The organism is uncultured Cedecea sp., assembly GCF_947498825.1.
Lineage (GTDB): Bacteria > Pseudomonadota > Gammaproteobacteria > Enterobacterales > Enterobacteriaceae > JGM124.
The window spans coordinates 171,629-193,415 of the sequence record NZ_CANMLV010000002.1; the positions used below are offsets into that span (position 1 = coordinate 171,629).

The following is a 21,787-nucleotide window of genomic DNA, read 5'->3' on the forward strand; positions in this document are numbered from 1 at the left end:
GTAATAGCATCGCGGATAGATTCTCAAGGGCCGCATAAACAAAGGCTCTTAGAAGATATTCTTTCCTTCTATCTTTCTTCTACCTTTCCTCTACCCCAAAGGCTTGTGGATAACACAACAGCCTAAAGTCAAAAATTACATTTCAGTAACAAGCACTGTTGACACCTCAACGTGCTCAAAGGCAATCGCCTAGCCACGCACTGAAATGCACGATCCCCACCTCGCTCCGGACCCGCTTACGCGGGTTTTGGTTCGGCAATAAAAGGAGCATTCACATGCAAATTATTCTTTCCAAAATACGCGATGCCGAAAGCGGAAATCTCGGCATTCTGTCCACGGGTGAGGCGTTGATTGCCGCACTGGTCCTAAACCGTAACGACTGGCTCAGCGACATGGGCTACACCGTCGCCCAGGCACTGGAGCGAATCGGTCCAAACTGGTCAGCGCGGCTCCCAGAAATTTCCCAAGAGTATCGTCGGCAGGAGGCGTCCGTAAAAGCGGATCCCAAGCCATTCCGTGAGACTGGTGAGCAGGCATGGAACTAGACCGCTACGTTGCAGAGTTCCAGGCCGCGCTCGACCGCACAGACCCCCGCGCCAGCCTCTCGGCCCGATTACGGCCTCTGCTTCCACGCATCCACGAACGCATCAACGCGGGATCGCCCTACTCAGCCATCCTCGACGACCTGGAAGGCGCGGGCCTGACCGTCAAACGCCGGATGCTTGAATCAGCCCTGTACCGTTGGCGCAAAACACGGATCACCCAAGCCTCGACCTCACCAGCACCCACACCGCTCCGACCCACACCCTCCAAGGCGCTGTCATCGCATGATGTACAGGCCGTCACGGGCCGACCTGACCGCATCGAAACCCCGGCTGATCTACGCAAGATCAGAGACATGAAAATCGACCTCGACGCCTTACGTCGCGAGGGCGAAGCCAGTCGAAAACTCAAACGTGAACAGCACGCACCCCACATCAACAACCCACTACAAAACCAGGAGTAATCCCCCATGAAAGTCGCTGTTTTGAACTACACAGGATCGGTCGGCAAGACCGTCGCCGCCTCTCACCTGCTGGCTCCCCGCATGAACAACGCACGTATTTTTGCGATTGAATCCACCAACGAAACCGCCGCCGATCTAGGGCTGGATATCGACCAACTGCGCGGCGAACAGTTTGGCACGCTGTTTCGTGAATTGCTGATGCTGCAAGATGCCATCGTCGATGTCGGCGCAAGCAACATCGAAGACTTCCTGACCCACATGAATCGCTACGAAGATGCCTACGAGGAACTGGATTACTTCGCCCTACCCGTCATCAATACCGGCAAGGCACAGCGAGAAACCATCAAAACGGTTGCCGCACTGGCCGAGCTAGGGGTGGCACCGGATCGCATACGGGTGCTGTTCAACCGCGTAGACAGCAACGTGGAAGACGAGTTTTTACCCATCATCGCGTATGCCGAAAAGACCGGCGACTTCACCGCAAATCCACGCGCGGCGATCTACGAAAACGAGGTGTTCGAGCTATTGGCCAACGCCCGCTGCACGATTTCGGATGTGCTGGCAGACCAGACCGACTACCGCACCCTGCTGCGCCAGGCCGACACGACAGACCGGGATCGCATCGCACAGCTAAGCAATATGCACGCGCTTCGCGCCTTGGCTCGGCCAGTGGACAGGCAGCTAAACGCCGCCTTCGCGGCCCTGTTTGATGATGCCACCTCAATACACAAGGGTTCCGCCCATGATTGAGGAACGCAACCCCACGCGCACCAAACTCGACTTCCTGTACCAGGAGGTACTAGGCGAAGTGGCGGGGCTTACCACGCGAATTGAGCAGGTCACTGCCGCGCAAGCCACCACGACCACACAACTGCTGGAAGCCAGCGCCCAGGCTACGGCCATGGTCAACGCCTGCACAAATCTGCCTATAGCTCTGGACAAGCAACTACAGGCGACGATGGAGCACACCGGCAGGCTGTTAAACACGGAAGCGGCAAAAGCCACAGCAACGACCGTGGCCGAGATTCAAAAGCCGTTACGCAGTCTTGCCGAATCCAGCGCCCGCTATGCGCATATTGCCCATTTATCCGTACGCAAAATGGCCCTTATCGCCGTGGTGGTTGGGGCCGCAGCAGGCTGCGTCGGCGGCCTGCTCGCCGGGATCGCCCTAGGTCGGTACTGGGGATACTGACTTTCCCCCCCCACCCACCGTCATCAACAAGGATCATCCATGTCACCCATTACCAAGCGGCGGCTCGCCGCCCTATTTCTGCTTGTCTTTCCAGCCGGATTCTGGGCGCTGACCGCAAGCTGGCAAAGCGGCATGGCCCTGAATCACTGGAACTGGGCCGCCACTTGGCATTTCATCACTGTGACCCCGCATTACCCCGCCCTGTACATTGCGCTGGGAGCAGGCTTGGTGACGGCATTAGCCTTGATTGTGTACATCGGTCGGGCGATACACACCGACGGGTTTGACGGTGCGGGCTACCGGCGATTTATCCGGGGCACCCGTTCTGTAACCGCAGCCAAACTTGCACGTTTATGCAATGAACAAGGCCGCGCCCAGGCCAATGTCGCCGGTATCCCCATGCCCACCCATCTGGAAAGCCTGCACCTGATGATTGGCGGCGCAACCGGCTCCGGTAAATCAGTGCTGCTGCGCGGCCTGGTCGCTTCGGTGCGCAAGCGTACCGACCGCATGATCGTTATCGACCCCAATGGCGACATGCTGAGCAAGTTCTGGAAGCCCGGCGATATCATCCTGAACCCATACGACTCACGCAGTCAGGGATGGAGTTTTTTCAACGAAATCCGCGCCGAGTATGACTGGAAGCGATTGGCGCATTCCATGGTGCCAATGAGCCAAGACAAGGTTTCTGAAGAATGGAACGACTTTGGCCGCCTGCTTTTACGCGAAACGGCTCGCAAACTCTATTCGGTCGATCCTGCGCGGGCAAGCGTTATGGATCTGTTTCGCCTGTGCACCATCGAAGACCCCAAGGTGCTGAAACAGTTCCTGGAAGGCACGCTTGCTGAGTCGCTTTTTACCGGATCAAGTGAAGCCAGCAAGGCCTTGTCCTCGGCCAGGTTCGTGTTGTCGAACAAGCTGTCGGAACATACCAGCATGAAAACCGGCCAGTTCTCGATCCGAGACTGGCTGGATGATCCCGATGGCGGCAACCTGTACATCAACTGGCGCGAAGATATGGCCAGCGCCATGAAACCGCTCGTGTCGTCCTGGGCCGATGTCTTCATCACGGCCATCCTGTCGATGCGCGAAGACTCAAACCGGCGTTGGTGGCTATTCATTGACGAGCTGGCCAGCCTTGAAGCCTTGCCTTCCCTTGAGGCGGGCCTTACCAAAGGACGAAAAAATGGGCTTCGGATTGTTGCAGGCCTGCAAAGCACGTCCCAGCTGGAATATATTTACGGGCGCACGATGGCACAAACCATCCGGGCTTCCTTTCGTAACTTGGTCGTACTGGGCGGTTCAAGAACCGACCCGCAAACCGCCGAAGACATGAGCAAAAGCCTGGGCGAACACGAGGTAGAACGCCCGGAATACAGCGTTTCACGGTCGGTAGATCATCGCAACACCTCCGACCGAGTCAATCGCACCGTTGAGCGCGTCGTCACACCCTCAGAAATACAGTCGTTCGAAGAGCTTACAGGCTACGTCGCATTCGCTAGCGATCATCCCATCGCCAAAATATCTATGCAATACCAATCATTCCCACAGCGTACTGAGCCATTTTGCGAGTCAGCCCAGCTGCAGCGCATCACACCACCCCGGAACACACCATGATCACTTACAGCATCCTGCATCGTGCCGAGGCCGACCGCAGCACCCACTACTACGGCGAACAAGCCGACGACTATTACAGCCGAGATGGCGGCGCAGCCATGTGGCACGGCACCGGCGCTAAACGGCTGGGTGCCGTAGGCGAAGTAGACATCAAACGTTTTCACGCCATGCTGCGCGGCGAATTTGGTAAAGGCGTGGTGGCTGGGCGCTCGATCCGCAAGGATTCAAAAGCCCGCGCGGGCATTGATCTGACCATCAGCGCCCCAAAAAGCATCACGTTGCAGGCACTTGTAGGTGGTGATGATCGTCTAATCGACGCCCATGACCAGGCCGTAGCCTACACGCTGGATTACATCGAAAAGCACCTGACTCTGGCCCGCCAAAAGGAAGGCGGCAAGACCCGTACCGAACAGACCACCAACCTTATTATTGCCAAGTTCCGGCACGAAACCGCCCGCCCTACGCCCACGGCCCCACCTGATCCCAACCTGCATACGCACGCCGTCATCATGAATGCCACACAACGTGCCGATGGCAGCTGGGCCGCGCTATCCAACGAACAAATCGTGGGCCTCCGTAAACTACAGGACGCCGTCTATATGTCACGGCTGGATCACCTGGTCAAAAAATTGGGCTACGACGTGCGCTATGAGAAAAACCATATCGAGCTTGCCCATATCAGTCGCGCCCACATTGAAGTGTTCAGCAAGCGTAGCGGCCAGGTTGAAACAGTCCTTGCGTCTCGCGGCCTGGATCGGGAAACATCCAGCCATGCGCAAAAGCAGATGCTCACGCTGGCCACGCGGCAGCAAAAAACCAAGAACTTCACCCGTGATGAGCTGCATCACAACTGGACGGCGCAAGCCCGTGAAGCCGGGATCCACTTTTCGCCTGAATTATCAGCAACCCACAGGCAGATTGACAGTGGCCCCGCACAACAGCGTGTCGCCGATGCGGCACTTACCTGGGCGATTGGGCACTTGTCGGAACGAGAAACCGTCATGCGCCGATCCGATCTGCTGGCGACCGCTATTTCGCACGCTGAAGGTGTCGTATCGCCGGATGCCATTTACGATGCATTGGCCCGCAGCCTGGATCAGGGACAGCTATTGAGCAACCCCGCCCGCTACCACAGCACCGACAACATGCAGGCCGAACCCCGCACCCGACAAGCCTGGGCGCAAGAGGTGGCCACGCTACGCGGCAACGACATCAGTGCTGCCTGGCCGGTGGTGGACCGTGCCATTAATGAAGGTCGCTTGGTATTTGCCGAACCCAGCTACGCCACCACGAAGGCGCTGGAGCAAGAACAGCGCATCATCGCGTTGGAAAAAACCGGACGCGACAGACTAACCCCCATCATGAAACCGGAGCGGTTAACCCCCATCTTGAGCGGTACAACGTTGACTGCGGGGCAGCGCGATGCCGTCGCGCTGATGCTCACCAGCCGCGACCAAATTATCGGCATCCAAGGCCTGGCCGGAACAGGCAAATCCTTTGCCCTGCAAAGCGCCCAGCGCATACTGAACGAGCATGGTTATTCCATGGTTGCGCTCGCGCCCTACGGAACCCAAATCAATGACCTGCGCAAAGACGGAATTGCCGCAAACACGGTCGCATCATTCCTGACCGCCAGCGATAAACGACGTTTCACCGAAACGATGGGAGAGAAAACAGTGGTGGTGATTGATGAGGCCGGGGCGATTCCCGTGCGCCAGATGGAAAAGCTGCTGACAAGAATACAGGTGACCGGCGCAAAAATCGTTACCCTGGGCGATACCGCCCAAACCAAGGCGGTCGAAGCAGGCCGCGCCTTCGCGCTACTGCAAGAACACGGTATGAACACAGTCATTATGGGCGACATTCAGCGCCAGAAATCCGAACGCCTTCGCCGTGCTGTAGAACTGGCGGCAGTTGGCCAAGCCAGCCAATCGCTTGCGCTTGTTGATCAGGTCGCGTGCATACCCGACACCTTCACAAAAGACGAGCATGGGCAAAAAATACGAGACAGTTCAGCCCGCTACGACACCATCGCCCGTGAATACGTGGCGCTACCAGTGCCCGACCAGGTTGAAACGCTGATCGTGACCGGCACCAACGCATCCCGTAAAGCCATCAATAGCATGATTCACGAGCGTCGAGGCCTGACAGGAAAAGGCTACACCTATCGCCTGTTAACACGCCACGACACAACAAAAATGCAGCGCCGCTGCGCAAAATACTACACCGTGGGCGACATCATCCAACCTGAACGAGACTACAAATGCGGCCTGCTACGCGGCGAGCTATACCGGGTAGTGGAATGCGAACGAAGCGCCGACCGTATATCGGTCGTACCACTACATGGCGACAGCCCGGCCACACCCATCGAAATCCTGCCCAAGACCATGAGCAAATTATCGGTGTATCACACCCACGAAGCAGAACTGTCTGCGGGCGACCGAGTTCGGGTCACCCGTAACAATGCGGATCTGGACCTGGTCAACGGCCAACGCTGCGAAGTAGTCGCGGTAACGCCGCATGCCGTCACGCTAGGAATCGGCGACCGACAGATCAGCCTGCCCACCGATACACCTTTGCATCTGGATCACGCCTACGCCACCACAGCCCACAGCGCCCAAGGCATGACCTGCGACCGCGTGTTCTATAACGCAGAAAGCTTCAGCCGCACAACCGCCCAGGATACGTATTACGTCAGCATTTCACGTGAGCGGCATGCGGTTACCGTGTTCACCGACGATGTACAGGCACTGCCGAAAGCGGTGGATCGGATTCCGTACAAGGGGCTGGCTCATGATCTGATTAGCCCTGCTGACAGGTTACTGGCGCCTGAAATTGAGAAACTGAATCACGAGAACGAACACGCGATGGGAAGCAGATGAATTAATCGAGTCTTTATTAGTAGCTTATCTAAAAAATGATTAGCGAAAAGCAACGATCACTACGCAGCTCACTGCAACGCACAACTAAATCGCCCCGGGCAGAAAGTGATTGCCTATTTAAGCAGCTCCATTGCTCGTGCCCGCGTTTGCTGGAACTCCAACTCGCCAGTACTTAGCATATGCAGGACCTTCAGATCTTGGTGGCCATACCGGCTCTGACACCTTGACTGGCGTTGGCATTGGAAAGTCAGCGCCAACGAGTATCGCCTCTCCTTGACCTAGCGTTGGTAGAAACGCAGCTGCAGATGCGTCCAAACTGCCACATGCCTTCTCAACCACCTCTCTGTCGCGCTCATTAATTAATCGATGAACAATAAACATGCCCATCTGACTCAGAACATCCTCTGGAATGTCACGCGGTCGCTGGGTCGCCAACATGGTCGTTAGACCGTACTTCCTCCCTTCTTTCGCGATTAGGCCAAACGCATCAAGGTAGACTCGATTGGTCTCATCCCCCATGCTCTTATTCAAAAATTGGTGGGCTTCATCCAATACCACAACCGTGGGCTTCTTCTCGAACCTATTCTCTCGGGCAAGCTCTAACAAATGGCGGCCCATGGCATTAACTAGCAACTCACGTGCATTGTGATCAAATGAAAGGTATTCCATTGAAATACGAAGTACCGCGTCATCTGTGCCAAGGAAGTCTTCAATCTGACCTGTCAGAGACTGAAATTGTTCCGGCTGAAATAGACACCGTAACGACTTGGTACGTGTAATAGAGAACACCTTTGAGACCAGCGTGTCGCAATAGCCTCTCGTACGATCATCATATTTCCCCCACACAGAATGGTCGGGGTTTTGCTGCGTACCGCCACTCTCATAAACGCATTCTTCATAAATCTGGCGAGCGAGCCACTTAATCTTATATTTCGCTCCCGTGGCCTCAATCGCCGCCTCGTTTTTATTGGCTGCTAAATTGAACTCCGACCTCGACGTGCCCGTCTTGACATACAAATGAGGCTCGCCATCACCATGAATAACATGGTTGAGCTTAAGACTTCTCAGTGCCTCGCGGAACTTTGGCATTTGCGCACCTGGACTCGGCTGAAAGATGGCAAAAAGATCCCTCTCAGTCAAATCCCAATAGGGAAACGCAACAAACACCCGTTTATCCTCTGCATCTCTGGCCTGGCCTCCAAGATAAACAGATCGAACACCTTTGGTATATGTATGAAATTCGCCAGTAGGATCAACGAGAATGATTTTTCCGCCAATGCGAGCAGCCTCTTGAATAATGCGAGCGACCGTCCAACTTTTTCCGCCACCAGTAGCGCCCAGCACCGCGCAGTGCCTACCAAATATTTGCGCTGGGCTCACGTTCACCTTTGTGTTCATGTCCTGCGGGATGGTGGCGAGCTCAATCACACTAGTTGTGTCTGCATTATTCCCTTCAATAATGTGTTTCACCAAAAGTGGATGTGCGGAATAAACATGCTGTCCAATTCTCGGATGAAATGGAATGCCCGAAATCACGCGTGCTGTTGACATTTCCAATGTTGTGAGGAGCTGCACGAAACCGATCGGATGTGCATCTAAGGGTTCACCGATAGCTGGCTCCGCCTTCAACCGCTCGTTATCTGGTAGCCTAACCTCCGTAATTCGTCCGAGTACGGCAACCCCCTCACCTTCAATAAAGACAAACTCACCAACCTGACCACCAAGCACTGGATATCCCGAATACTGCCGGGGTGCTACGCTTGCCGCATGCGGTAAATTAACCTTAGCGGCATCTGGGCTAATGTAAGTCACTGATCCTATATACCGACTCGGATCGAATGGGCTTGTTGCAAGCTTCGGCTTCATCAAACGGCTCCACGAAGTTGCCGGATACGCTCTAGGTGCTGCTCAAGATCGGTCTCCGCAGCAATATCCGGGATATGGGGAACAATTTCCTCAAAGGTCGAGCCGATCAGCGCAAGTCGCGCATCACCATGTTCGATCAAGTACTTAACCTTTGCCAAATACTGATTGTCCCGCTCAGATCCCGGCTTAACATCGCCTTCGCCCGTTTCACGAGGACCTAATGCAGGGTCACAGATCACCACTTTTAAATGAAGGTTTGAGTTGATCGCCGAAAGGATTGGTTCTGCTATATGGTTGTCATTAAAGCCAAAGCCTAGAACTAAAAGGCCAGTATCAGGCTGACGCAACGCCGCCTGAAATGCAGACATCATCTCCAAATAGGGCTGCTCGAATGACAGCTCGTACTTCGTATTTCGCGGATAGACCAAAATAGGATTCGTCGTTAATGGATCCTTTTCAATTTCCTTCGTCAGCGCATTGCGAGTCCAATCTACGGAGCCATGAAGCTTATACAAGTGAAAGACGTTAGAAATGAAGTCGTGACTATCGGGATTGCTATCACGTTTAACAACGTCATACGTGAAAAACAGTGAGTCGAATACCTGCGGCGTCGTATGGGAAAACCCGTCGATAACAACGTACCGCCCTTTGCGAGCGGCATACTCAAAACAGAGGTCATAGTTGGTTGTGAAAATTTTCGAGCGCAGCTTCCGCGCCGACCGTCGCACTAATCTTCTCAAAAAATCAGAATGCAGATCGATATCGTCGTCCAAATCAAGAAACCGAACCTGATCTCTGACAGTCTCTTCGGCAACCTTGATGAATGCTTTAATCTTAGCTTTCGCCTCCTCATCATCAATAAAATCTTCAGCAATCTTGCAATAGGATAGCAATGCCTCAATATTACCTTTCCGTTCAATAGGGAATTTTGATAGAGCAATAACCTCAGAGAAAGTTTCTCCGTCCTTCGCCTCACAGAGTCGCCATAAATCGCTCATTGTTGGCGCTATTCGCTTACCTTCTTTAGGAACACGCTTCCACGGCTCGCCCGGCGGAGGACGCTCGACGTTGACATGCAAAGATGTTCCAAGCCCAGTCAATACGAGCAAGTTATTACAACGAAAGCAATCTGACAAGCTTCGGGTAATCTCGCCTAGCGCCTCATCCGAAACAGCTCTTTCGTTCGCTTCCTTGTCCCCTCGCTCTACAGATGGCAGTGCTTCCTTCCAGACGCCATTGTTGCGATAAGTCAATACCTGCATGTTCCTTCCCCAAGCCAATTATTTTAATATTCTCGCGTATTTTGAAAATCAGCAGTGCCACAATTTCACTCAGACCCTGAAAAAAGTGTTCAAAGGTCAGAATCAAATATCATCATGTCTCACAAGAGTACCGCGAATCACTATTCTGCTGTACCAATAGCGTATGTATGATGTCTAGTCGCCGTGACCGTGGTGTAAAAGTGCTGTGCATATGGCGTATATAGGATGTCTTACAGGTTTCTATTGGAATGTGTGGCGGGGTCCACACACAAAACGGCTACAGCTGTAGTACAAACGTTTAAGCCGTGCTACGTCTTTCGACCGATTTGTAGCGCTGAACGTATACCTCCTACTTTTACGGTAACCCTCACAATCCGCGTGAAACAAGGATGTTGCAGACCTCAAAGAGGTGCGTCATGTGTGACGCCTTTAAGGCCACAAATGAGCGACAGCGAATTTGGGGATCTAAAGGCGTCAGCTAGGCCGAAGAGCTAGCAACGTCATACCATAGGGCCCCATTGAAGATGGGGAAATAGATGTGGGGCCGTGGAGAGCAAACAGTTAAATTGTACTAACTCAGACTTGACCTGGCATGTACTGTCGGATGTGCTGAATTTGAACTAGCAACCTTGACTTGCGACCAGAAGCGGTCATCAGAAAACTTCGGCGCAATGACAGCTTCCACTGGTTGCTGCCCTTCATCAACGCAAAATGCTTGACTGATATCCATCATCGAGCAGCAGATTGTCTGTTTGGAATTTGGAGGCGATTTCAATGACCGCGGCACCCGCAACCCCAGGCCAATGTTTGCTCCAGTTGGCAAACCGTTGACTGCTCACGGTCGGCGCTCAGTCACCTCGTTATTTCCAAGCTCCCGCCGCGCCGCCTGTGTGCGTAGCCAGTGTGCCACGGCCTGGACTGGCGCCGAGGACGGCCTGTCGGCGTACATGGCCAGGTGATAGGTGTGCCCGTCGATCGCGGGCCCGAATGGTTGCACGAGATGTCCGGCTTCCAGTTCGTCGGCGATCAACGCCAGGCTGACCAGCGCGATGCCATGGCCGGCGACGGCCGCCTGTATGGCGTGTCCCTCGTCAGAAAAGCGTAGCTGACTTGCTTGTGGCGGCTGGCGTCGCTGCGCGACCATGAACCAGCGCTCCCAGGTGGGGTTTTCTGGTCGAGGCCGCTTCCAGTCAAAACGGATCAATGGCACGCGAGCCAGATCTTCCGGCGACACGACGCCCAGACGCGGATTTGCCACAGGTGCGAACCGGTCGGTGAACAGCGGCTCGATCGCAAGACCGGGATACGGCCCACGGCCATAACGGATCGCGATGTCGACCGCCGTCGATCGCAGGTCGACGAGGTCGTCGCTCGCCTGCAACTGCAAGTCAATGTCGGGATGCCTGTGCCGGAAATCGGCCATGCGCGGTACCAGCCACTTCACGGTGAATGCATTCGTCGCGGAGATGCTCACCAGAGCCCGTGTTCGCTGTTGCGTCAACCGTGCCAGCGTCGCCTCAAACGCATCGAACCCGTCACGCAGCACCGGGTAGAGCTGCGCCCCGGCATCGGTCAGCGACACCTTGCGCACCTGACGATCGAACAGCACAAGTCTTGTCTGTGCTTCCAGTGCGCGGATCTGGTGGCTGACGGCGGTCGGCGTAACAGCCAGTTCCTCGGCGGCGGCCTTGAAGCTGCCCAAGCGAGCGGCGGCTTCGAATGCGCGAAGTGCAGAGAGCGGAAGTGATCGACGTTGCATGAGCGGGAGCAGCATATGAATGAGATTATTTCATCTTATACCTGACAAATGAACCTTTGTCGCGAGGGGGAGCTGCCCTCTACAGTAACGGTACGGATCGGCCATCTATACCTCAACTTTCTGGCCGACCATAAATGAAAGGATTCGCACCATGCTGAAACGTATCACGACCCAGCCCGACAACTACGCCCCCTTCCTGCTCTCGCAGGGCATTCAGTTCGGAAATTTGCTCTTCATCTCTGGTCAAGCGGGCGCCGCCGACGACGGAAAAATCATCGCGGGCGGCTTTCTTGCTCAAGGCGAGCAGGCCTTCCTCAACTTGCGCCGTGCGCTAGAAGCCGGTGGCTCCAGCTTGAAGGACGTGATCAAGGTCACGATCTTCGTCACTGACATGGCGCATTTCGAGGACGTGGTGGCGTTGCGTCGTCGCTTCTTTTCGGCCCCCTATCCGGCCGATACGATCGCCGAGATCAAGGCGCTCTACGACCCCACCGCCATGATCGAGATCGAGGCAATCGCAGCCATACGCCCGTCGGAGGGCCTCTGACATGAGCACGCTCGTCAATCGTCCGAAAGGCGATGCGCAGACAGCGCACGCTAAATTGTTCACGCCGCTGCAAGTGGGGGGTGGACTGAGCTTGGCCAACCGTCTCGCCGTCGCACCGATGACCCGGGTCAGCGCTACGGCGGATGGCCAGGCCACGAAGCAGATGGCCGACTACTACGAAGCCTTCGCTGCCGGCGGCTTCGGTCTGGTAATCACCGAAGGCCTTTATACAGACAAGGCCCATGCGCAGGGCTACCTCTTCCAGCCAGGCCTGGCCGACGACGCACAGCGCGATGCGTGGCGGACCGTGGTAGACCGTGTGCATGCGCATGGCGGCCGCATCGTTGCGCAACTGATGCACGCGGGCGCGCTGTCGCAGGGGAATCCCCATCGCATCACGACAAAGGGCCCCTCGGCTGTGTTACCTACGGGACAGCAGCTGGCTTTTTATCGGGGTGAAGGGCCTTACCAGATGCCCGAAGCGATGTCAGCCGATGATATCTCCGAGGCGGTCGAAGGCTTCGCGCAAGCGGCGCGCAGAGCGCAGGAGGCGGGATTCGACGGCGTGGAGGTACACGGCGCCAACGGGTATCTTCTAGATCAGTTTCTTACTGCCCACACCAATCTACGCGAGGACAGCTACGGTGGCAGTCTGGCCAACCGTCTGCGCTTGACGAGGGACGTCATCCAAGCCGTCCGACGGTCGACGACAGAGCGCTTTGTCGTGGGTGTGCGCATTTCGCAAGGCAAGGTCAACGACTTCACACACAAGTGGGAAGGCGGCGAGGCCGATGCGGCGCAGATCTTCGGCACGCTCAGTGCGCTGCCCATCGACTACATTCACACAACCGAGTTCGAGGCCTGGCGTCCCGCGTTCGGTGAACACGGCCCCAGTCTTGCAGCGTTGGCGCGGCGGCACGTTGCGGTGCCGGTGCTGGCGAACGGTTCGCTGCATGATGCGACGCAGGCCGACGGAGTGGTGGCAAGGCAGGAAGCGGACTTCGTTTCCCTAGGCCGTGGTGCGCTCATGCATGCCGACTGGCCAGCAAGACTGCGCGCCGGCAAGGTGCATCAGACCTTCGATCGTGGATTGTTGGTGCCGATCGCTGACCTCGCCAATGCGGTTCGTCATCGCGCGGAGTTTCACCTGTCTGTTGGGGGGGATCCGGCGTTGAATCGCTGACGGTGCAAGGGGCTTGACATGATTCGAGCCCGTCAGTAGCTGATTCGACGTCTGCTCTGGGTCGCTTTCTGCCTGGTTAATCGGACAGAGCATGTCAGATGCGTTAGAGTCGAATTTGCAGCTGCGGCATTCGGCCAACAAGAGACGTTCGTCATCACTCACGACCACGATCCCCGCTCATGAGTAACGAAGTCTTCAATCCGGAGGCTTCCCCCCTATCGGCTCTTGCCAGTTAAACTGCGAGAATCTGGATTTATGCCTTCTAGGTATTACCTGTAGATTATGCCCATAAGATTTCCAAAGGTTTGTAATGAATGAAGAGCAGCCAAGTTCCATCATCAATGCGGAGGAACTTAGAGCAGGCATGCTCTTAAACATCTTTGCAGATCAGCCCCTCTACGGGCTAGACGAAGAATATGCTTTCTTCTATGACGAAACCAACAACATTCGCAAGTTCTGGATTAGGGATGATGGTTTCAATGAGCAGCCCAAGAACTTTGTCTTGGGTGGAATTGTTCACAAAAAATCCCAGCCGTTAACCGGGCTTGATGAACTCGTAAAGTCATTGCACATCCAAAAGTCGGCTGAGGAAATCAAGTTCAATCAGCTTGCCACGGGTAGCTATCTCGGCGTGCTGAACTCCAAGAAAATAAGGACGCTTTTGGAGTGGCTGATTGCCAATGCGGTGTTCATCCACTACACCAATTTCAATATCCTCTATTGGTCACTGGTGGATATTGTGGATTCGATGTGGGACGAGCCCGAGCTGCGCCAATATATGCGTTATGTCATGCAAATTAAGGGCGAGTTATTCAACCTTGCCAACACGGATTTAGATCGGTTGGCGCAGCTTCTGAAAAAATATCGGTTCCCAAACGTTCGGCGGAATATAAGCTCAATGTTCATGATGGAATTTTCTGATCTTCTAGAGTCGGTTGCCAAGAAGCCACAATCTGACATTAGCGAACTGGTTATATACATGGTCCGCAAAGCGGCAAACCTTCCAGATTTACCTTTTATTGTGGACAACGAAGATGACGTGCTCATTGATAGCTTCAAGTTTCTATTTCTACGACCCTTGTACATCTATCCAACAAGTTTCCATACCTTCGACAACGAAACCGAGGTTCAGAAGGCTCTGAGTAACACACAGATTGAATACAAGGGAAGGCTCGTAGAGTACTCCTTCGTAGACTCGCAAGATTGCATAGAGATTCAATTGTCGGATGGCATCTGTGGCTTGCTGGGTAGTCACTTCAACTTCTTGGAGGAACATTCTGTTGAGGAACTGACTGAGATTAAGCAAAATCTTAACCCAGGCCAACGTCAGACTCTCACATTGCTCAGCAAACTCATAGCCATCTCTGATACTCAAAGCAATGGGTTCATGCTCCGAATTTCACCAATGGACAGTGACTACAAGAATGACTACTTCTTGCATGACCGTCGTTTGCCCAATCATCTAACTTGACATTGCCATGACAGTCAGGGCTTTAGGCGTGCCTGGCCACCGTTCAACTTCGACGTTGATTTGCACACCTTCTCCGTGCGCGATTGTCCGCAATGGGTCGAAAGTCGCCTATGGGTCGAGTTCGGCCTCTTCGGCTTTGGCTACAATCGGCCCAAATGCGGACTTTCGCTGTGAACACGTGAGTGTCCATTACAGACTCTGTTCAGGCGGCCTTCGAGTTACTTCATTCGCTGCCCAGCATCCAACATTAAGGTCTGATCTGTCGCCACAAAAAGGTCCGTGGCCAACTATCGACAAGCCGCAGTCTTCGATAGTCTGCACGTTGAGGTCGTTGCTAGCCCAAATGGGACCGATCGACTGACTGCCACATGGCACCTGCACCGTATACGGATTGACAAGCAATAAGGCCGACACCAACCGAGTTTCAAGTACCTAATGAGCACACCGATAACACTGACCGTAGGCGACATCACGCTCACATACAACACTGGACACATGGGCATTGACCACGGCATGCTTTTCCAGGAGCGAGATCGTCTACGCCGCAAGAGCTCTTCTATCGACTACGGTCACTTCGAGGAGTATCCAGAAGAAGATGTGGCGCAAAGCGAGATATGCTTTTGCCGCGTACTCGGCTCGATGATTCCACGGCTCGAACTGCTCGGGTACACATTGAGTGCGGTCAAGGCCGACTACGAGAGGCAATCTGCGCTTGACAGCGACCGATATGCTGAAGAGCCTACCCGGCACGCCCGTCTGACTTTCGAGCAGTTCGTAGCCTTCATCCGTGCGCATCCCGTGCGCGACCTCAAGGATGAGTACAACGATGGCTATGAGGTCGAGTTCACCGAGGGGCGAGGTCGATTCTCCGGCGAGCCGGCAGTCACTTTGCTGCCCGAAGGTGATCCTTTTCGCGATATGGGCGGGTATTCCGAACGCAGTCACTTCGGCAACCTAATCGACTTTCTGGCCCCCTACTCGATCCTCCGGATACTTGCCGAGAATCCGGCCAATTTGGACCTCGAAGTCGTTTGGGACTACGGCAACTTCGTCCATGCTGGGTGGGCTGAAAACGAGGACTTCGTCGCGGGCGCTCGTCGCACGCAGACCTACCTAATCGCAACCGAGGGCACATCCGACACCCATATTCTAAAGCGCAGCTTCGCGCTTCTTCGGCCAGATATCGAGGACTTCTTTCGGTTCATCGACGTCGAAGACAGGCACCCGTTCTCCGGCACGGGCAATTTGTCCAAGTTTGCCGAGGGGTTGATCAAGATCGACGTCCACAACCACGTCGTTTTTGTCTTCGACAACGATGCTGAAGGAGTCGACACATTTCGCAGCCTGCAGCGATTCACCTTTCCAGTGAACATGCGAGCAATGGTGCTGCCAGATCTAGAGGAACTGCGCAGTTTTCCAGCACGAGGGCCGGGTGGCGTCGCATGTTCCAACATCAACGGTTCTGCTGCGGCCATCGAGTGCTATCTAGACTTGCGCTTAAAGGATCGTCCGCCGCCGCAGGTGACCTGGACCAACTACAAGGAGTCGATGGGCATCTATCAGGGCGCGCTCGATTTTAAGGAGAGCTACGCCAAAGCGTTCTATAACACCAGCCCTGAGGCTATCGCGTCGGGAGCGTATGATGCTAGAAAACTAAATGTTGTTCTGGCCGCGCTGTTCACGCAGTGCAGCGAAATGGCGGCGCAAATGCATCACCACGCTCGGGTTAGCTTTCTGGACAACCTACAATTCACAGAATCCCCCTCAATGATAGCCACTAAATGAATGCAGAAGACAATATCAAAGCAATTCGCGGTCTCACTCGCATAGCGCTGCCAAGCGACGATGGTTATCTCTTTCGACTGGGAGTCGCGCTTTATTCCTTCGCCTCGCTCAGCAGCTTCGTGGCAGAAATCATCAGCCATCTAGATCCCACAGTCAATAGAACCGAGCTACAGGCTAAGACGGGTGGTGAAATACTTAACGCGTTCCGCAAATCGGTAAAGACCATCAAGGCCGACACCCCCTCCGTCGGCCCGATCGGCCAAGCTGCAGCAGATTTGTTCGAAGAGCTGAATTCGAAACGTTCCGACATTGTCCATGCCTACCCAATCACAAACACCGTCAAGGCCCAGATCCTTCATCGTCGATTAGACGTAAAGGACAAATATTTTGAGGTCACCAACGAATTCTTGGACAGCTTCATTTCGCGGCTTCACGACGTAAGCGACAAGCTTTACGACATTCGAAAAATCGTACGTCCCGATCTGGGTGACTGAGAGACAACCGATCACCGACTGGCCATCGCTTCAAAACTAGCTGCCTGATGATCGATAGTCTGCGACTGTAAACATGGCGCGCAGTTCGTTGTCACTCTGTGCTATCAACCGCTTTGAGTCGGGTTCGGCCCTTCTGGCTTTGGCTACAATCGGCCAAGAGCGGGATTTCTCCAACGTCTGCTTTTCGGTGCCCCAGGGACTGCGGACAGCCCAAGACTACGACTTAATTTCTGAGTGTGAGTCCAGCCATAAACAAAGACGACTGAAGCCTTGTGCTCCTACACTGTCCGTTCACATGGAGAAAAGATGATTTGCTCAAGGTGCGTGAAGCCAGAACAACTGAAAAGATTGATTGATAGCGAAAAGCTGCTGAACTATTGCCAGTATTGCAAGAAGGAAGGCAATACGATCAAAGTGGAGGCGCTGTTTGATCACATCCTTGAGTTGGTCGACAAAAATGTTGCCACTGAAGAGGATTTAACATATTACGAGTTGGGTCTGATCTACGACTGTGGGGCGGATCTTGTTGCGGTTGCAGGCATTGACATCGTATTGTCCGAGTGGTTTGATCTTGCTAACGAGCCATACTTCGATGATCTCATGGCCCATGTTTCTGAATCTTATCTGAAGAACGAACAAGGCCAGGAGCGTCACTTTTTCTCTGACGATAGCGACCTTGAGCAGAATATCTACGAAGAAAAGTGGCACCAGTTCACTGATGCCATTCGACACACTCATCGCTTCTTCAATCCGAGTGCGAAAGGCTTCCTAGATGCTGTGTTCAGTATGCTATCAGTTGACAGCGGCGAATTGAAGCCTGAAGTGGTTCGCACCATCACTAAGAGCCAAGAGTTGTACCGGGCAAGGACAGTGGCTGACTATCAGGCTGCGAAAAAGATTGAAGACAGCCCACACACCGAGCTCGGCCTTGCACCGAAGGACAAGTCTAGTAGCCAGCGCATGACCCCGCACGGCATTTCTGCGCTCTACTGCGCGTTGGAGAGGGAGACGTGCTTGAGTGAGATTCGCTCCATCACGGGGGACTACGTAGTTAGTGGTGCCATCACACCGACCGATCAGATAAAGCTCTTGGACTTAACCAAACTGGAGCTGATCGAGCCGCCGAAGCTCACCCTATTTGACGATAGCTTCCGCGACAGTCTGCACCTGAAAACTTTCCTCAAGTCGCTGGTGAAGAAGATTTCCAAGCCTAAGGGGCGTAACGACGAGTTGAGCTACTTATCAACACAGGTTGTCTTTGAGTACCTTCGGATGCAGTTTGGTAGACAGGTAGATGGCCTAGCCTTTCCTTCGGTACAGACTGGGGAAGCCGGAACAAACGTAGTTCTTTTCCCTGAAGCCTGCGGCATCAGCTCGAAGAAGTTCCTTCCTCCTGATGAGTATGAGCAAGCTATGGGGCCTGACACTTTCGCCCCCCCTGATCCGTTCAAAGAAGTTGAGAAATTAGCATTCATTGCAAGCTCTCTCCGCTTTCATAGGGTCAAGGCCATTGAAACAAAAGCTGATGAGTACAACCACATCGGTGACCTGTTCATGAGTGATCTGGTTCGTAAGCAACTAGGGCTACCTTTCGGATGAACCAGATCTATATCCTCAATACCCAAACCAAGGCTACTTACTTTTTGGTCCGACCTCAAAAATCGCAGACTACACTTCCGCGGCTATCTAAGCACAAATACTACGGCCGTTTTCTAGCGTCCTATTTGCATCCTGGGAAGGCTGGACCGGGTCGCATGGCGCCATTGGTGATGGACTTCCTCCAGTCCTTGAGTTGCCCGTCGAATATCAGAAAAGGGTCCGTGTCAAACTGTCTACCGAAGTTGACGCTGGAGGTTGTTACACATACCTTCTCCCTCTGTCACGAACATGACTCAATCTTACACATCTCACCAAGCTCAGCAACATCTACAATAATAATCGTGCTACCTGCTCCGCCGTCACCCCATCGCCCCAGGCCGACGCCAACACGTCGCGCCCTTGCATTTCCTGAGCCTCGATCATGGCCTGAGCATCTGAACGCGTCATTTCGCCCAGGCCGCATAGCGTGTCATATACGGAATTTTCCCATTCGATCCACGTTTCGGTCCGTTGTCCAGCTTGCATTTCTTTCTCCCAAGATATTTTCCGCCCCGGCGAACCGGGGCATGAGTGATTAAATGCAAGCCCAGGCACACCCGGCACCCGCTCGATTGAACGGAATATCATCAGCCATCACTGCACCGCCTGCGGTGGGCGCCGGGGCTGCTACTGCGGCCTTATGCTGCTTGGCCTTGGCCTGAGACGATTCGCTTTCTGTGCTGCGACCTCCAAGCATCTGCATCTGCTCAGCCACGATTTCGGTGCTGTAGCGGTCGGTCCCGGTTTCCTTATCCTGCCATTTTCGGGTTTTTAGTCGCCCCTCGACGTAGATCGCAGTGCCCTGGCGTAAGTACTCGCCTGCAATCTCTGCCAGGCGGTTATAGAGCACGACCCGGTGCCATTCGGCTTCTTCGCGCTTTTCGCCTGTTGCCTTGTCTTTCCAGCTTGTGGATGTCGCGACGGAAATAGTGCAGATTGCCGCGCCATCGGCGCTATAGCGTATTTCGGGATCTCGGCCTAGATTGCCGACAATGATGACTTTATTTACTGATGCCATTTTGCTTCTCCTGGTAGTGATTCGGCGGGATGCCGCCGACTGAGTTCCCCAGGCCAGTTACTGCGGCCTGGGCTTCGGTTTAGTTATCGGTCGATTCATCCAGAATCTGCATGACCGCTTTAGCCTGCCAAACGGCGGCGCTAGTCAACTGGCGTACCCAAGCGCCACGGGTCGGGCTCCAGCGAAACCCGTGGCGCTTAAGCGTGTCGCGGGTCGCTTTCCCGGGCTTTCCTTCGAAAATGAACATGGCGCGGTTTTCGTCCACGTCTTCGACATACACATACCCTGCACCCTGAACACTGACCGGCTCGCGCTCCTGGTTAGCCTGTAATTGCTTAATCCGCTGCTGGATACGACGAATGTTCGCGTTGTTGTTGGTCAAGGCATAAGATGGGAACCCAAGACGCCCGGCATAGTCGGGGGTGACTAGTTGCTGTGCACCATCACCAGACAATCCAAGCTCAAGCAAAGCGCTACGCTGGCCCTCCGGGTTGTCCTTGTATTTACGGATCACCTGGTTAATTCTTTTCATACGATCCTGGTTCGCGGTTAGTTGCTCTACTTGGTGTGTAAGCTTTTCTATCGCGTCCGGGTCATCGCTCGATATGCCGCCCTCACCCACTGCCACCGCCTTCTGTGCATAGTTGTCGGCCTTTTTTTGCAGATCAAAGGCTTTGCCGAACGTGTTATGTATCCGCTGTCGGTAGTTGCGATCACGCCCTTCACTATGGTGGCCAATCAAAATCGGCTGACCAAAGGGAATCGCCTCACCCATCCTGTGGGCCTGGTCGTATATTGTTTCGGCCTGCGCCTTGGCCTGTACCGCCCTGGCCTCCAGCTTGGCCTTGCGTTCCGCCTGCTTTTCTTCGTAGTGGTTCATGTCGCTTTTCCTTCAAAAATGCGCGGTGGCGCGGTGGTGGTTGCTGACCGGGCCTGAAGATTTTTGAGCCCGTTTGTAGGTTTTCGTTGCCGGGTTGTGCGCTGGGCCTATCGCGCTTTGCCGCCAGTCCTGTGAGTTCCATCGCCCTTGCCGTGCTGGGTCATGCAGTGACTAGCGGAAAGGGGAAGCTTTGTAAAAGTCGCATCGCGGCTTTTATGAACACCTCTTGAAGTGCCGGAACGGAGTGATACAGTCGGCGTTTTGGGGCGATGGAACCCTCGGGACCAGGCTTGCGGTGCCAAAGTGCACAACCCGGCAACAGCCCGCGCGGCGAGCGCCTTCATCACCAAAATGGTGATCTAACTTAAATGGATTACGGCCTTGTCATCGGCTTGTTCAGGCAAGCCGCCATTTGCCCGTCCTGGCACACCAGGGCGGGGCTTATGTTGAAAAGGAAGAAAGCGAATGACCACTTGTGCGCTAGCACAAGTCCAATCTGCGGCCACGCGGTGCGGCGCATAGAAACCCAGGCGGGCCACAGCCCACCCAGATCCGTCTTACAGTTGGCCACTTTCGGCTAACGAGTTGGTGCCCTGCCCCGTCACAATGATGTGATCCAACAAGCGAACATCAATCAGCGCCAAGGCATGTTTTAGGTGTCGCGTCAAAGCCAGATCGGCTTCGCTAGCTTCCGGTACGCCGCTAGGATGATTGTGCGACATGATGATTGCAGCAGCATCCAGGCGTAGCGCGGTTTTAACGATTTCGCGCGGGTATACGCTGGCCTGCGTCAGCGTTCCATGGCTCATTTCCATGTAACGGATCACCTTAAACTGGCTGTTCAGATACAGCACAGCGGCGACTTCGTGCCCCATCCCCGACAGTTTCGACTGAAAATACCGTTTGACGGTGTCCGGGTTTCCCATTGCGGCCCGATCACTAATCAGGCTTTCGGCAGCGACCCGTGCGGCGGCCAGTACGTGCGAATCGGTCGCGGCATGATACCGGCCCGATGTGCTGCGCACGTAAAGCGTCTGCCCTGCGTTCATGTTGTCATAGCCCAAGGCTGCATTGTGGTTAACGTGTTCCATAGTCCTATCCCCTCAAAAGCCAGTTTGTTTTCCTGCTGACCGGAGTCGAAGATTCCGAGCCTGGTCGTAGGTTTTCGGCGTTCGCAGTAATACGGT

At 54.4% G+C, this 21,787-nt stretch carries 19 protein-coding genes; 12 read left to right on the forward strand and 7 right to left on the reverse strand.

The annotated features are described in order from the left end of the window. Nucleotides 1–275 precede the first annotated feature (275 nt). From Q1A40_RS04200 to mobF, 6 genes are read left to right on the forward strand one after another with little or no spacing between them, the layout of a single operon-like run. Nucleotides 276–545 carry a hypothetical protein gene (locus Q1A40_RS04200; RefSeq protein WP_299998180.1) on the forward strand — a complete coding sequence of 90 codons (270 nt, stop codon included), beginning with the start codon at nt 276–278 and terminating at the stop codon, nt 543–545. Further along, nucleotides 536–1,006, forward strand: coding sequence for a hypothetical protein (locus tag Q1A40_RS04205; protein WP_299998181.1), 471 nt, complete (start codon nt 536–538; stop codon nt 1,004–1,006). Before Q1A40_RS04200 ends, Q1A40_RS04205 begins: the two co-directional genes overlap by 10 nt. Nucleotides 1,007–1,012: 6 nt before the next feature. Further along, complete coding sequence (gene stbB / locus Q1A40_RS04210) at nt 1,013–1,756, forward strand: StbB family protein (RefSeq protein WP_299998182.1); 744 nt, start codon at nt 1,013–1,015, stop codon at nt 1,754–1,756. After that, complete coding sequence (locus tag Q1A40_RS04215; protein ID WP_299998183.1) at nt 1,749–2,198, forward strand: hypothetical protein; 450 nt, start codon at nt 1,749–1,751, stop codon at nt 2,196–2,198. Before stbB ends, Q1A40_RS04215 begins: the two co-directional genes overlap by 8 nt. Before the next feature lie 39 nt (nt 2,199–2,237). Then, nucleotides 2,238–3,815 (forward strand): type IV secretion system DNA-binding domain-containing protein, encoded by a 1,578-nt coding sequence (locus Q1A40_RS04220; protein ID WP_299998184.1) that lies wholly within the window; start codon nt 2,238–2,240, stop codon nt 3,813–3,815. Then, nucleotides 3,812–6,697, forward strand: a complete 2,886-nt coding sequence (gene mobF / locus Q1A40_RS04225) for a MobF family relaxase (RefSeq protein ID WP_299998185.1) — start codon at nt 3,812–3,814, stop codon at nt 6,695–6,697. The genes Q1A40_RS04220 and mobF overlap by 4 nt, the downstream gene beginning before the upstream one ends. A gap of 117 nt (nt 6,698–6,814) precedes the next feature. Here the strand turns inward: mobF and Q1A40_RS04230 are convergent, their stop codons facing one another. The 3 genes from Q1A40_RS04230 to Q1A40_RS04240 form a co-directional block, all read right to left on the reverse strand. Next, nucleotides 6,815–8,563: an ATP-binding protein gene (locus Q1A40_RS04230; protein ID WP_299998186.1), complete on the reverse strand. Its 1,749-nt coding sequence runs from the start codon at nt 8,561–8,563 to the stop codon at nt 6,815–6,817. Beyond that, entirely contained in the window at nt 8,563–9,825 is a 1,263-nt protein-coding gene (locus Q1A40_RS04235; RefSeq protein WP_299998187.1) for an SIR2 family protein, read from the reverse strand. Before Q1A40_RS04235 ends, Q1A40_RS04230 begins: the two co-directional genes overlap by 1 nt. An 835-nt stretch (nt 9,826–10,660) precedes the next feature. After that, nucleotides 10,661–11,584 (reverse strand): LysR substrate-binding domain-containing protein, encoded by a 924-nt coding sequence (locus Q1A40_RS04240; RefSeq protein ID WP_299998188.1) that lies wholly within the window; start codon nt 11,582–11,584, stop codon nt 10,661–10,663. 151 nt (nt 11,585–11,735) lie between these two features. Between Q1A40_RS04240 and Q1A40_RS04245 the strand changes: the two genes are divergently transcribed. From Q1A40_RS04245 to Q1A40_RS04270, 6 genes are all read left to right on the forward strand, one after another. Next, nucleotides 11,736–12,131, forward strand: coding sequence for a RidA family protein (locus tag Q1A40_RS04245; protein WP_299998189.1), 396 nt, complete (start codon nt 11,736–11,738; stop codon nt 12,129–12,131). Nucleotide 12,132: 1 nt separating this feature from the next. After that, nucleotides 12,133–13,314: an NADH:flavin oxidoreductase gene (locus tag Q1A40_RS04250; RefSeq protein ID WP_299998190.1), complete on the forward strand. Its 1,182-nt coding sequence runs from the start codon at nt 12,133–12,135 to the stop codon at nt 13,312–13,314. Nucleotides 13,315–13,624: 310 nt separating this feature from the next. Next, complete coding sequence (locus Q1A40_RS04255; RefSeq protein WP_299998191.1) at nt 13,625–14,785, forward strand: DUF3800 domain-containing protein; 1,161 nt, start codon at nt 13,625–13,627, stop codon at nt 14,783–14,785. 435 nt (nt 14,786–15,220) lie between these two features. Next, nucleotides 15,221–16,570: a HEPN/Toprim-associated domain-containing protein gene (locus Q1A40_RS04260; protein ID WP_299998192.1), complete on the forward strand. Its 1,350-nt coding sequence runs from the start codon at nt 15,221–15,223 to the stop codon at nt 16,568–16,570. Then, nucleotides 16,567–17,064, forward strand: a complete 498-nt coding sequence (locus Q1A40_RS04265) for a hypothetical protein (RefSeq protein WP_299998193.1) — start codon at nt 16,567–16,569, stop codon at nt 17,062–17,064. The genes Q1A40_RS04260 and Q1A40_RS04265 overlap by 4 nt, the downstream gene beginning before the upstream one ends. A 324-nt stretch (nt 17,065–17,388) precedes the next feature. Then, nucleotides 17,389–18,663, forward strand: coding sequence for an RES domain-containing protein (locus Q1A40_RS04270; protein WP_299998194.1), 1,275 nt, complete (start codon nt 17,389–17,391; stop codon nt 18,661–18,663). Nucleotides 18,664–18,990: 327 nt separating this feature from the next. Here the strand turns inward: Q1A40_RS04270 and Q1A40_RS04275 are convergent, their stop codons facing one another. The 4 genes from Q1A40_RS04275 to Q1A40_RS04290 form a co-directional block, all read right to left on the reverse strand. Beyond that, nucleotides 18,991–19,188 (reverse strand): hypothetical protein, encoded by a 198-nt coding sequence (locus Q1A40_RS04275; protein ID WP_299998195.1) that lies wholly within the window; start codon nt 19,186–19,188, stop codon nt 18,991–18,993. A gap of 49 nt (nt 19,189–19,237) precedes the next feature. Further along, nucleotides 19,238–19,720: a single-stranded DNA-binding protein gene (ssb, locus tag Q1A40_RS04280; protein WP_299998196.1), complete on the reverse strand. Its 483-nt coding sequence runs from the start codon at nt 19,718–19,720 to the stop codon at nt 19,238–19,240. Between the two features lie 79 nt (nt 19,721–19,799). Beyond that, nucleotides 19,800–20,600, reverse strand: a complete 801-nt coding sequence (locus Q1A40_RS04285; protein WP_299998197.1) for a DUF3560 domain-containing protein — start codon at nt 20,598–20,600, stop codon at nt 19,800–19,802. A gap of 557 nt (nt 20,601–21,157) precedes the next feature. Next, entirely contained in the window at nt 21,158–21,649 is a 492-nt protein-coding gene (locus tag Q1A40_RS04290; protein ID WP_367275730.1) for a RadC family protein, read from the reverse strand. Nucleotides 21,650–21,787: the final 138 nt, after the last annotated feature.